9 protein-coding genes and 1 pseudogene are annotated in these 12,808 nt (G+C 75.1%); 6 read left to right on the top strand and 4 right to left on the bottom strand.

Features of this window, described 5'->3' with window-relative positions:
* Window positions 1–130: 130 nt before the first annotated feature.
* Window positions 131–817: a GNAT family N-acetyltransferase gene (locus ABTZ17_RS33385; protein ID WP_352199553.1), complete on the bottom strand. Its 687-nt coding sequence runs from the start codon at window positions 815–817 to the stop codon at window positions 131–133.
* A gap of 245 nt (window positions 818–1,062) precedes the next feature.
* Between ABTZ17_RS33385 and nadE the strand changes: the two genes are divergently transcribed.
* Window positions 1,063–1,893 carry an NAD(+) synthase gene (gene nadE, locus ABTZ17_RS33380; protein ID WP_352199552.1) on the top strand — a complete coding sequence of 277 codons (831 nt, stop codon included), beginning with the start codon at window positions 1,063–1,065 and terminating at the stop codon, window positions 1,891–1,893.
* 157 nt (window positions 1,894–2,050) lie between these two features.
* Here the strand turns inward: nadE and ABTZ17_RS33375 are convergent.
* A pseudogene (locus tag ABTZ17_RS33375) lies at window positions 2,051–2,467 on the bottom strand (universal stress protein); the annotation flags it as partial.
* A gap of 2 nt (window positions 2,468–2,469) precedes the next feature.
* Window positions 2,470–3,999: an APC family permease gene (locus ABTZ17_RS33370; protein ID WP_352199551.1), complete on the bottom strand. Its 1,530-nt coding sequence runs from the start codon at window positions 3,997–3,999 to the stop codon at window positions 2,470–2,472.
* A gap of 331 nt (window positions 4,000–4,330) precedes the next feature.
* On the opposite strand from ABTZ17_RS33370, the gene ABTZ17_RS33365 reads away from it, so the two are divergent.
* Window positions 4,331–5,728 carry a DEAD/DEAH box helicase gene (locus ABTZ17_RS33365; protein WP_352199550.1) on the top strand — a complete coding sequence of 466 codons (1,398 nt, stop codon included), beginning with the start codon at window positions 4,331–4,333 and terminating at the stop codon, window positions 5,726–5,728.
* Between the two features lie 138 nt (window positions 5,729–5,866).
* Window positions 5,867–6,274: a hypothetical protein gene (locus ABTZ17_RS33360; RefSeq protein WP_352199549.1), complete on the top strand. Its 408-nt coding sequence runs from the start codon at window positions 5,867–5,869 to the stop codon at window positions 6,272–6,274.
* Here the strand turns inward: ABTZ17_RS33360 and ABTZ17_RS33355 are convergent.
* Entirely contained in the window at window positions 6,210–7,409 is a 1,200-nt protein-coding gene (locus tag ABTZ17_RS33355) for an FAD-dependent monooxygenase (protein ID WP_352199548.1), read from the bottom strand. The genes ABTZ17_RS33360 and ABTZ17_RS33355 overlap by 65 nt on opposite strands.
* A 126-nt stretch (window positions 7,410–7,535) precedes the next feature.
* On the opposite strand from ABTZ17_RS33355, the gene ABTZ17_RS33350 reads away from it, so the two are divergent.
* From ABTZ17_RS33350 to ABTZ17_RS33340, 3 genes are all read left to right on the top strand, one after another.
* Window positions 7,536–8,300 carry a TetR/AcrR family transcriptional regulator gene (locus ABTZ17_RS33350; protein ID WP_352199547.1) on the top strand — a complete coding sequence of 255 codons (765 nt, stop codon included), beginning with the start codon at window positions 7,536–7,538 and terminating at the stop codon, window positions 8,298–8,300.
* A 119-nt stretch (window positions 8,301–8,419) separates the two neighbouring features.
* Complete coding sequence (locus ABTZ17_RS33345) at window positions 8,420–9,274, top strand: hypothetical protein (RefSeq protein WP_352199546.1); 855 nt, start codon at window positions 8,420–8,422, stop codon at window positions 9,272–9,274.
* The gene (locus tag ABTZ17_RS33340; RefSeq protein ID WP_352199545.1) at window positions 9,267–12,719 is read left to right on the top strand and encodes a P-loop NTPase; all 3,453 of its coding nucleotides are present in this window, start codon (window positions 9,267–9,269) and stop codon (window positions 12,717–12,719) included. Before ABTZ17_RS33345 ends, ABTZ17_RS33340 begins: the two co-directional genes overlap by 8 nt.
* The last annotated feature ends 89 nt before the right edge of the window (window positions 12,720–12,808 follow it).

The raw sequence follows: 12,808 nt of genomic DNA, 5'->3' as shown, positions 1-12,808 counted from the left end.
CAGGGGATCAGCTCGCTCTCGGGCTCGTCGGCGGGTGTTCCACCGTCGGTCCGCGCGCGGACCGCCGGAACCCCAGCCTTCCAGCCCGGGGCCGTCCGGTCCGGGAGCGCCGCCCCCGGACCGGCCCGGCTCAGGCCATGATCATCCTTCCGAGTGCCGCGGGGGACACCGGACTCGGCGCCGTCCGCAGTTCGAGGATGGCGCGGACCGCGGGCCACTCCTCGTCGAGGATCGAATAGAAGGCGGTGCTGCGCACCACCCCGTCCAGCCCCCGCGAATGCGCCCGGCGGACGCCCTCGCAGGTGGCCCCGAGACGTTCGATGGCCACCCGGGAGCGGGTGTTGCGGGCATCGGCGCGCAGCGAGATCCGCCGCACCCCCCAGGTCTCGAAGGCGTGCCGCAGCATCAGCAGCTTGACCTCCGTGTTGATCCCCGTGCCCTGGGCGCGCGGCGAGAGCCAGGTGTTCCCGATCTCGGCGGCGTCCGGTACGGCGGTCGCCGGATCCCCGAAGGGGACGCCCGGCACGGCGGGCCACACCAGTGGGCCCTGCCAGTAGTCGAGATCGAGGAACCGGGTCGATCCGACGACCCGGCCGTCTGTCTGGCCGACGATGGCGTAGGGCAACGACCGTCCGGCCGCCTGGTCGGCGAGGGCGCGGTCGATGTACTCGCGAGCCGCCTCCGGGCCATGGGGCACGGGGGTATAGGCATAGCTCGTACGATCCTCCGCGCCGGCTTCGGCGATGGCCTCTGCGTGGTGCGGTGCGAGGGGCTCCAGCCGCGCGAGGCGGCCGGTGAGGACTACGGATACGGGCACGGAGCCTCGGTCCTTCGAGGAGTCGGGAATGCCTCCCACCGGGTCACGGCTGAGGCTGGTGGGACAGTGTGCGACAGCGGCACCGGGGAGTGGGAAAAGAGAAGGTAAAGGGCGGTGGTCAACCAGGTGAAACCCGCCGGTCGGACCTGCGTACGAAGCGCTTCCGGCGGCGGCCTGGCGCCGAATGTACATCCCGTTAAAGTCGTCGGGTACCTCCTGTACCGAGAACACCAAGAGGAGCTCCCGTGACCGACCCCGGTTCCATCGGCCTGCAGCTGGACATCGCCCGTGAACTGCAGGTTCCGGAGTCCTTCGACGCGGACGCCGAGATCGAGCGCCGGGTGGCGTTCCTCGCCGACCGGTTGGTCTCCGGCGGCCTGGGCTCGCTGGTCCTCGGCATCAGCGGGGGAGTGGACTCCACCACCGCCGGCCGGCTCTGCCAGCTGGCCGTGGAGCGCGCCCGCGCCGCCGGCCACGAGGCCACCTTCACGGCCATGCGGCTGCCGTACGGCGTCCAGGGCGACGAGCAGGACGCGCAGCTCGCGCTCTCCTTCATCGCCGCCGACGAGGTCCTCACGGTGGACGTGAAGCCCGCCAGTGACGCCGCCCTCGACGCGGCCGTGGCCGCCGGGGTCACCTTCCGCGACGCCCACCAGCAGGACTTCGTGCACGGCAACATCAAGGCCCGGCAGCGCATGGTCGCCCAGTACGCGGTGGCGGGCGCGCGGGGCGGTCTGGTGGTCGGCACCGACCACGCCGCGGAGGCCGTCTCCGGCTTCTTCACCAAGTTCGGTGACGGCGCCGCGGACGTGGTGCCGCTGACCGGTCTCACCAAGCGGCGGGTCCGCGCCGTGGCCGACCGTCTGGGCGCCCCCGCCTCCCTGGTGTGGAAGACGCCCACCGCGGACCTGGAGACCCTGGACCCGGGCAAGCCCGACGAGGACGCCCTCGGGGTCACCTACGACGACATCGACGACTTCCTGGAGGGCAAGCCGGTCTCCGGTCCCGCCCACGAGTCGATCGTGAACCGCTACCGCGCCACCGAGCACAAGCGGCAGCTGCCCATCGCCCCCTGAGCGGGGCGGCCGACCGGCCGCCGTCACCCGTGCCCCGCCCGGTCCGGCGGGGTACGGGTCAGCCACCCGCACCGCCGGGTCCGCCGGGCGCCGGCCCCGCCCCGGGACGCCGGTCCGGGGCGCCGGTCGGCGTCCCCGGGCCCGTCTCAGGCCCCGTGTCCGGTGACGTCGGCACGCACAGCACCGGCAGCGGGGACAGGTGCAGGAGCTTGTGCGGGGTGGAGCCCAGCAGGGCCCCCTTCATGGGGCTCTCGCCCCAACTGCCCACCACGATCACCCGGCCGCCGTGCCGTTCGGCGGCCTCCAGCAGAGCGGGTACGGGCTTCTCGTCGACCACCTCCACGGTGGACGGCACCCCCGCCTCGTCGGCTGCGGCCACCGCGCGTGCCAGGGCGGTCCGGCCGGCCTGCCGCACCGCCTCCTGGTGCGAGCGGTACTCCTCGCCCAGCCCGCCGGGCGCGGCCGCCCCGTACACCAGGACCAGCGGTTCGCCGAAGGCGGCCGCCACCTCCACCGCGACCCGCAGGGCGCGTTCGGCCCCCGGGGACTCGTCGTACCCCAGCACCACGGACATGGTCAGTCCTCCTTCCGGGAGTCCCGGGCCGGGGCGGTGCCGTGGACCAGGTCCGGGTCGGCGACGCCGCGGCGTTCCTGCCAGAAGATCCCCGAGCGCAGCCGCCAGAAGATCATGACCACCACTCCGGCCAGGGCGATGCCGATGCCGATGACCAGCGGCGGCCCGAGGCCGAACCAGGAGACCCCGCTGTAGGAGTTCTCCGGGTCCGCCATGTCGCGGACGGACTCGACGAGCAGCCAGCCCAGCAGGATCGAGCCGACCACCGGGCCGACGCCGATGAGGAACAGGTTCCGCACGCTCTCGGTGAGGTGGCGGCGGTAGTACAGGGCGCAGGCCAGGCCGGTCAGCGCGTAGTAGAACGCGATCAGCAGGGACAGCGCGGTCAGCGAGTCGAACAGCGCGTTCTCGCTGATCTGGTTGACCACGAGGTACCAGACGATCGCGATGGCGGCCACCCACCAGGTGGAGACGTCGGGGGTGCGGAACCGCGGGTGGATGTGGGCCAGGCCGTCGGGCAGGGCCTTGCGGCGGGCCATCGACAGGGCGGTGCGGGAGGCCGGGATGATCGTGGTCTGGGTGGAGGCCAGCGCGGAGGTGCTGACGGCGAGGAGGACCACCCAGTCCCAGCCGCCCATCACCTCGTTGGCGAGGGTCGCGAAGACGGCCTCCTCCTCGTCGGCGTTTTCGGCGAGGAAGGCGGGGCCCGCGTAGGCGACGACGGCGATGCCGACGGACAGGTAGGTGACCAGCAGGACGACCGTGGACCAGATCCCGGCCCGGCCGGGCGCCGTCGCCGAATCCTTGACCTCCTCGGTGAGGTTGACCGCGGATTCCCAGCCCCAGTAGATGAACACGCCCAGCAGCAGTCCGCCGGTCAGCGCGGCCCCGCCCGCCCCGAAGGGGTTCAGCCAGTGCAGGGCGGGCTCGGTGGACTCCAGGCTGCCGGTCCCGGCGTACACCTTCCAGATCGCCACCACCGCGAAGACCAGCAGGAAGAACACCTGGGCGAGGATCAGCACGTCCTGGACCCGGGCCGACATCTCGGTGCCGATCACGCAGACGGCGGTCATGACCAGGATCACCAGGACGGTGAGGCCCTGCCGGATCGGTTCGCTGTTCGCCGCGGAGTCCAGTCCGGCGGCCAGCAGGCCGAAGCGCACGGCCACGTCGGCCAGGGAGCCGATCACCAGGACGCCGGTCATGGTGATGGCCCAGCCGCCCGCCCAGCCGGCCCACGGCCCCATGGCGCGCGTCACCCAGGAGAAGGTGGTCCCGCAGTCCTGGTCCACCTTGTTCAGGTAGTAGAAGGCGGCGGCGATCAGCAGCATCGGGACGAACGAGGCCAGCATCACCCCGGGGGCGTACACCCCGACCAGGGCCACGATCGGGCCCAGCGCCGCGGCCAGCGAGTACGCGGGCGAGGTCGAGTTGAGCCCGATCACGAGCGCGTCGACGAAACCGATCGCGTCGTGCTTGAGCTCCTGGGCCGGTGGCGGCGGCGCCCCGCCGCCCGCGGTGTCCTGGGACATGTACGCAGCATCACGCAGCACGGGCGACGGCGCACGGCGGGCGGGTCGGACGGGGTGGGCGGTGGGGATGAGGCTGGAGCGGGGGCTGCCGTGTCACGTGTGGCGGTACGACGTCGCCCGTGACCCGTGACCCGTGACCCGCACGGCGGTCCGCCGACGGCCGCGCCGCGCGGCACGTCCCGCAGCCCCGTCCCGCAGCCTCGCTCCCACCGGCCGGTCCGCCGTCGGGGGCGGTCCGCGGCCCCGGTCGGTGGCCCGCCGTCGGCTAAAATGACGGTTTTACGGTCGCACGGGAACTCCTCGCTGCGCGTGACGACGAGGATGGTTCCCCGTGGACGGCTCCGCCCGCTCGACCCGTTCGGCCCGCTCCGCCGAAGCCCCGGCCCCGGCCGGACCCGCCGCGTCCGCGGCGTCGGCCCCCGCGGCGACCGGCCCCGGGTTCGCCGGTCTCGGCCTGCCCGCCCCGATCCTGGCGGCCCTGACGGAGGCCGGGGTGGACACCCCCTTCCCCATCCAGGCCGCCGCCCTCCCGGACGCCCTCGCGGGCCGGGACGTCCTCGGCCGGGCCCGTACCGGCTCCGGCAAGACCCTCGCCTTCGGCCTGGCCCTCCTGACCCGGCTGGAGGGCCGCCGGGCCGAGGCCAAGCGGCCCCTCGCGCTGGTGCTCGTACCGACCCGCGAGCTGGCCCAGCAGGTCGGGGACGCCCTCGCCCCCTACGCCGCCGCCCTGCGGCTGCGCACCGCGGTGGCGGTGGGCGGCCTCGCCATCAACAAGCAGGTCGTGGCGCTCCGGGAGGGCGTCGAGGTGCTGATCGCCACCCCCGGTCGCCTCACCGACCTGGTGTCCCGCAAGGCGTGCCGGCTGGACCGGGTCGAGATCACCGTCCTCGACGAGGCGGACCAGATGTGCGACCTCGGTTTCCTGCCGCAGGTCTCCGAGGCGCTGGAGCTGGTGCGTCCGGAGGGACAGCGGATGCTGTTCTCGGCGACCCTGGACGGCCAGGTGGACACCCTCGTGGGCCGCCATCTGAAGGACCCGGCCGAGCACTCCGCCGACCCGGTGGCGGGCACCGTGGACACGATGGAGCACCACCTGCTCCAGGTGCAGTCGGCCGACAAGTTCGCGGCCGCCACGGAGATCGCCGCCCGCGACGGCCGAGTGATCATGTTCCTGCACACCAAGGTCTCCGTGGACCGGTTCACCCGGCACCTGAAGGACGCCGGGGTGAAGGCCGCGGCCCTGCACGGTGGGAAGTCGCAGCCCCAGCGCACGCACACCCTGGAGCAGTTCCGCACGGGGGCCGTCACCACCCTGGTCGCCACGGACGTCGCGGCCCGCGGTCTGCACATCGAGGCGCTCGACCTGGTCGTGAACGTGGACCCGCCCGCCGACGCCAAGGAGTACCTGCACCGCGCCGGCCGCACCGCGCGGGCCGGCGCGGCCGGCCGCGTGGTGACGCTGGTGACCTCCAACCAGCGGCGGGACGTGGTCCGCATGCTCGGCGAGGCCGGGATCACCGCACCGACCAGCCAGGTCCGTCCCGGCGAGGCCGAGCTGTCCCGGCTGACCGGGGCCAAGGCCGCGGCCGCCCCCGCGAAGGGCGCCGACGCGCCCCAGCGGGCCTTCCGCGGCATGGGCGCCAAGCAGGCCAAGGAGACCCGCAAGGCCGCCGAGGCCCGGCAGCTCGCCGAGGCCCGCCGCGCGGCCCGGGTCCGCCGGGGCCGCTGACCCCGGCGGGGTGCCCGCGCGCGCGTACGCGGGTGCGCACCGGCTGCCTCCGGGGTGGGTACGTTCTGAGTACGCCCGCACCGGGTCTGAGTATCCGGGCCGGTGCGCGGGGTCGGCCCCCGCTGCTGGACTGGGCACATGACCACGGACAGCCCGCGCCCCCGCCCCCTCCGGACCGTCACCGCCACCGCCGGTGCCACCGGTTCGGCCCTCGCCGTGGTGCTGCTGCCGCTCGTCCTGGGCGCGCTCACGGCCCGGGCGGCCGGGGGCGACCCGATGGCCTCCGTGAACGCCCTGATCGCGGGCGGCGGCCAGCGGGCCGGGCTCTCCCCGGTCCAGCTACGGACCTGTCGGGACCGGGCCCTGGCCCGACTCTCCCCGCGCCGCCCGGTCCGCCGTTCCGCGGCCCCGCGCCGCCGCCGGCCGCTCGGCGCCGTCCCCGGCCCGGCCCGTACGGTGCCGTCCTCGGTCCTCTCCTCGCTCAGGCGGCGTGCGGGAGCCGGGGACCCGGCCCGCCCGGCCGCTCCGGCAGCCGGAAGCCGCTGAACAGCTCGTCCAGGGCGCGGAGCGCGGCCCGCTCCGGCACGGCCCGGACCGCGAGGTCCCGCGCCGCCACCGCCCACGGGTGCCGCACCGCCGCCAACCGGCCCGCCCGCCGCGCCCGGACCCGGATGGCGTCCGTACGCGCGAGGCGCGCCGCGCTGTAGGCGGCGAGGGCGGCTTCCGGATCCGTGTCCGCGTCGCCTTCGCCGAGCAGGTACGCGAGGACCGCGGCGTCCTCGACGGCCTGGCAGCCACCCTGGCCCAGGTTCGGGGTCATGGCGTGCGCGGCGTCGCCGAGCCAGGCCAGTCGTCCCTGGTGGTAGCGGGGGAGCGGGGCGGCCAGGTCGTACAGGTCGTGCTGGAGGAGGACGGCCGGGTCGAAACGGTCGAGGAGTTCCGGCACGGGCCGGTGCCAGTGCCCGTGCCGGCGCAGCAGCTCCGCCCGGGGGTCGGCGGGCCGGTGTCCTTCCGGGACCACGGCGGTGGCGTAGGCGTACACCCGGCCGTCGGCCAGCGGGACCACTCCGAAGCGGCAGCCCGGTCCCCAGGTCTCCTCCGCGGCCGGGGCCGGGGGTCCGTCGGCGGGCAGCACCGTGCGCCAGGCCGTCTCGCCGCTGTAGCGGAGTCCGGGATGGTCCGGGAAGGACCGGCGGCGCAGCCGGCTGTGGATGCCGTCCGCGGCGATCACGACGTCGGCGGTGAGGTCCCCGGCCGTGGTGCGCGCGACCGCGGCGGCCCCGGAGCCGTCCACCGAGGTGACGGCCGCGCCGAAGAGCAGGGCGTCCCCGGGCAGGGCCGCGGCCAGCGCCGCGGTCAGCGCGGTGCGGTGCACGGCGAGGGGCGGACGCCCGTACCGGGCGCGGAGCCCGGCGGTGTCGGCCCGGTTCAGCCACCGGCCGTCGGGCCGGCGCAGGCCCATCGCCGCCGGGACGGCCTCCCCGGCGGCGCGGGTGGCGTCGAAGCCGATCAGGTCGAAGGCGCGCAGGGCGTTGGGGGCGAGCACGATGCCCGCGCCGACCTCGGGCAGCCGCTCGGCCCGCTCGCACACGGTCACCCGCCAGCCCTGCCGGTGCAGGGCGAGCGCCACCGCCAGCCCGCCGATCCCGGCCCCCGCCACCACCGCATGCCGACCCGCCATCCCGCACACCCTTCCCGCCGGGTCACCCGTGTCCGTCGGGCGACCGCACCGCATGCACCATCGACCCTGGCACCCTCTACAGTTGTAGAGGGGCGAACCTCACTCTACAGCTGTAGAGTGAGGTTCATGTCCACCCCCGGTCCGGCCTCCTCCACTCCCCGTCCCGCCGCGCCCCCGACCGCGGACCGTCGGACGCTCATCGCCGACACCGCGATCGCGCTGGTGGCCGCGACCGGCCTGCGCGGCCTCACCCACCGGGCGGTGGATTCCGCGGCCGGGCTCTCCCCGGGCAGCACCTCCTACTACTTCCGCACCCGCACGGCCCTGATCGGCGCCTGCTACGACCGCCTCGCCGCACTCGACCTGGAGGAAGCCGGGATCGGCCTCCCGGGCACCGCCGGGGCCACGGGTGCGGACACCGCGCCCGACACCTCGTCGGACGCCTCGGCGGATGCCGGATCGGACGCCCGATCGGGTGCGGGCGGCGACCGCGCCACGGGAGCGGCCCCGACCCCCGAGTCCGCGGCGCGGCTCCTCGGCGGGCTCCTGTACCGCTGGTCGACCACGGGCCGCGCCCGCCAACTGGCCCGCTACGAGCTGAGCCTGGAGGCCGCCCGCACCCCCGAGCTCGAACCTGCCCTGCACCGCGCCGGACTCGCCGCCCGCGACACCGCCACGGCCCTCCTCGCCGCCCTCGGCGCCCCCCGCCCCCGCGAGTCCGCCGAACTCCTCGTCGCCTGGACCGACGGCCTCCTCTACGACCGCCTCGCCGGCGCCACGGCCCGCTCCCGCCCCGCCCCCGACCCGGCCGAACTGACCGCCGTGGCCCGCCTCATGCTCGACGCCGTCCTCGACGCCCCACCGCCGGGCGGAGGTCCGACGACCGGCTGAGTCCCGCCCCCTCCGGACGGCCGCCGTCCACCCACGGGCGAAGCGACCCGCGCACCCGCAACACGGAGCGTCAGATCTGTTAGTTTCACGATCCGTTGACCGGGGAGGGGGCCGTACGGATGGCCGTGGGACAGCGGGCGGGGGGCCCGCCCGACACCGCCGGGTCGGCGCTCCCGCCACCGCCGGCGCCGACATCGGCGGCGCTCGCACCGACACCGACACCGCCGCCCCCGGCACCCGACCGGCAGGAGTACGAACAGGTCCTGGACACGGTGGTCACCGCCGTCTCGGAGGCGTACTACGCCGAGGTGGTCCAGGAGGTGCGGGTCGCCCGGGGCAGGGCGCAGGCCGCGCAGTCCACGGTGACGCTGGCCGGGGGCGGGCTGATGGCCGCCCTGAGCGTCACCGCCCTCGCCGACCGTCCCCCGTTCATGCAGTGGCTCGGCATCGGCTCCGTACTGCTGTGGCTGGCGGCGGCCGTGCTCTACATCCGGGCCATCGCCTCCCCCCTCGCCGAGGAGGTGGGCCGGGCCGGGGACGAGGACGATCCCCTGCCCGAGAAGGCCGCGACCCGCGAGGAACTGCTGAACGGCGTCCTCGGCAAGGTCCGGCACGGGGCCCGGGACATCGACGGCCGGCAGCGCCTGGGCAACCGCGTGGCCTGCCTCGCCGTCGTGGCGAGCCTGGTCACCTTCGCCCTGGCCGTCACCACCGAACCGGTCCGGGAGACCGCGGAGGGCACCCTCCTGGTGGACGCCTCCTACACCCCGACCCTCCGGGTCCTCTGTCCCGGGCCGGGCTCCGGCGCGGGCCGCATCGACGGGAAGATCGTGAAGAGTTCGCTGACCGGACCGTACGTGGAGATCGAACCCGCCCCCGGAGCCTGCGGGCCGGCCGGCCGGGCCGCCGCGGACGGCGCCCGCCTGTTCGTCCCGCGGGCCAAGGTCATCGGGGTCAGGTGGCAGGATGCCTGAGCGGTTCCCCCCGGCCCGCGCCGCCGCTCCGGCCCCCGGCCCTGCCCACCTGCTCCTGCTCGGCCCCCTGCCGCCGGATCCCGCGGCCGCCCGCCGGGCCGTCCTCGACGACCTGGCGCGCCTGCACGCCGAGGGCCGGCGGCTCGACGCGCTCCTCGCGTTCGGCTCCGGCGGCGGCACCCCCGAGGGCGCCTCCCCGGACGCCGCCCGGGGGGCCGCGGCGGGGGCCTCCGCGACCGACGAACTCCTCGTGGACCTCCGCCTCGCCTGCGGGGAAGCGGGCTACGAGCCCCCGGTCCTGCTCGTCCCCGCCCCCGAGGACCTGAGCGACGGTCCCACCACCCGGCTCCTGGAGCTGAGCCTCGTCGTCGGCTGGGAGCAGGTGGCCCCCCGCCTGTGGGACGGCAGCGCGGACGAGGCCCTCCTCCGCCCCCTGCGCGAGGAGGTCTTCGGGGAGTTCGCCGCCCGGACGGCCGCCGTCGCGGTCCATCCGGAGACCTGGCGCCCGGGCCTCCTGCCGGGTGAGGGCTCCTGCCGGCTCCGGACCCCGACCGGCACCCTCGGCCTGGTCTGCCTCAACACCGTGTTCCGCATGGTCGGTACGGCCCCCTCGTCGGCCGGTGCGGACCTCGCGGGCTGCTCCGCCGAACAGCTCGACCGCGCCGTCGGCGAGCCCTTCGCGGACTGGGCCGCCGGCCACGACCTGACCCTGCTCCTCGCGGGCCGCGCGGGCGACCTGCCCGGAGGCTCCCTCGGTGCCGCACCCGTACTCGCCGTCGCCGGAGATCCGGAAGCGACGGACGGCGGCGCCGACGGCTGGCACCTGCCCTTCACCGGCCGGACCCGCGCCCACGCGCTCCTGACGGCCGAGCCGGCGGACGGGCGTCCCGTCGTCACCGACACCGCCGGCCGCCGGCTGTCGACCACCGCGCGGCAGCGCCCCGCCGCACCGAACCGGCCGCCGGTCGACACCCGGCCCGAGCCGCCCTACGACGAGAAGGCCCTCCTCGGCGAGTTCCACCCCTACCTCGCCCACGGCGAGATGGTGCTCGTGCTCGTTTCGGGGGCCGACGAGGGCGTCCCCGACGGCGACGAACTCAACCGCACCCTCGCGGCGGCCCTGTACGGACCCGACCCCCACCCGCACGGCGGCCCGCACCTGCACGAGACCTGGGCCGCGGCCCGCCGCCGCTTCACCCCGCAGCAACTGTCCCCCCTCCTCAAGGGCCTGTCGGTCCCGGCGGACCAGGACGCGCCCACCGCCCACGGCCTGCTACGCGCCCCCTGGTGGCGGATCTACGACCTCACGGGCAGCGACGCCCTGCCCGCCGCCCGCAACGCCCGCCTCGCCGACAGCGTGTCCCTCGTGGACGCCCGCACCGACTACCCGACCGCCAAGGGCAACGCCCTGGAAGCGGTCTCCCTCCACGGCTGGCCCGCACCGGACGGCGCGCTGCCCGAGTTCGGCGACGCCTGGACCCGCCCGGCCGAGGACGCCCGGGGACTGTGGTTCCGCCGGCTCCGCGCCGAACTCCTGACCCGCCCGGTGGTGTTCCTGTCCCGCACCCCCGGGAGCCCCGCCCTGTGGGAGGCACTGCGCATCGCGGGGCGGTCCGCCGGGCAACAGGCCGACTTCCCCGGGTTCGTCGTCAGCGCGCCCGGCTCGGGACCGGAGCGCGAACGGCTCCGCGACGCCGGACTCCGCCATCTCCGCATGGATCCGGCCGAGTTCGTGCACCGCTGCCTGGGTCCCGGCAGCCAGGCGGTGTCCGACGGCCGACGGGTCCTCAACGCCGACTACGCGGGGACCCGCGACGGCGTCGGCGTGGTCAGGGTCGCCCGCCTCCTCGAACAGTCCCCGAGCGGCAGCCGGGAGTTCCTGATGGGACGCGACCCGAACTGGGGCGACATCACGGACAAGAAGATCGCCGCGCAGCTCTCCCTCGCCGCGGCCATCGAGGACCGGGCCCGCCCCACCGAAGGCGGACGGCTCCCGATCGTGCTGGTCAAGGGCACCGCGGGCTCAGGCAAGACCACCGCCCTCATGCAGGTCGCGTACCGGTTCCACAAGAAGGACCCCGCCGTCGGATGGGTGGACCGGGGGGCGTCCCTGCCGCCCCGGGAGATCGAACAGCAGGTCCGCCAACAGGGTTTCGGAGCCGTGTTCGTGGACGACGTCGACATGTTCGCCAGCCGCGCGGGCTCCCTGCTGAAGAACCTCAACGACGACGGCCGCACGCTGGTCGTCGCCGCCATCCGGGTCACGCGCCAATCGGAACTCGGCGCCGGGTTCCCCGCCGAGGAGGTCAGCGCGGACCAACTCCTCACCGAAGACGACCTGGAGAGGATCATCAAGGCGCTCGGCAAGAACGCCCTGATCGGCGCGCTCAAGCAGTACTTCTTCATGCACCAGAAGGTCGCCGCGCTCCGCGCCCGCTGCGACCAGGGACTCCTGGCCGCGATGATCGAGACGGTCACCGGGACCTCGCTGAAGAAGAAGGTCGGCGACGAGTTCGAGGAACTGGCCCCCGGCGAGCGCGCCCCGTACGCCGTGGTCTCCTTCTCGGACTCCTCCCTGGTCTTCCAGCAACGCGGCATCGACAAGGCCGACCTCCTGGAGATCGTCTCCCACCCGGAGGCCCCGGACCGCGCCCACCTCGACGCCGTCAACCGGCTCGTGGCCATGAACCTGTTGGTGCACACCCCCGACGGCCGCCTCCGCTGCCGCCAGCGGACGATCGCCGACACCGTGGTCGAGACCGTTCTCCGGCACCGCAAGGACGACCTGGAGTGGGTGATCGCCAAGCTCCTCCTCTTCTACGCGGGCCGCGCCTGGAACATCCGGGACAATCGCCACCGGGACCGCAGCGCGATGATCAAGCTCCTGAACCACGACACGATGCGCCGGCTGGACCTCGACACGGAGGCCGTCCGCAGGATCTACGCCGCCGCCCACGAATTCCTCCAGGACGACCACCATTACTGGCTCCAGCGCGCCGGGTACGAGACCGAACTGGGCCGGCTCGACCTCGCCGAGAACCACATCGCGGCCGCGCGGGCCTGCCCCGGCGGGGCCGAGGACCGCCTCGTGGTCACCGCCGACGCGCGCGTCCGGCTCCGCTCCTCGACCGCCGACCCCGGAAACCACGCCGCCCGCAGCGGGGCCCTCGGCGCGGTCCGCGACCTCTCCCGGGTGGCGGAGCGGTACCGGGCCCAGGCCCCGCACGCCTTCGTCGCCCTCGCCCGCGACGGGGTCCGCTGGCTGGAGACCTGCGGCGCCCACCTCACCCCGCAGGAGTACGGGGAGGTCCTCGACGACATCACGGCGGGGGTCGACCTCGGCAAGGAGTGCTGCCCCACCAACAACCAGGTCGCCACCGCCGCCGAACTCTGCGCCCCCCGCCTGCGCATCCTCCGCCAACGCCGCCCCGGCATCCCCTACTAGGCAGTGTCTTCAAAGAGGCTTTAGCCAGAGGAACAGGGACGCGATGGTGACGGCTGCCTGGTAGGACTCGCGGGTCTTGTCGTAGCGAG

Source organism: Streptomyces sp. NPDC097619 (genome assembly GCF_040302735.1).
GTDB lineage: Bacteria > Actinomycetota > Actinomycetes > Streptomycetales > Streptomycetaceae > Streptomyces.
The sequence above is the reverse complement of the archived record's forward strand: the minus strand, read 5'-3'. Positions and strand labels throughout refer to the sequence as shown.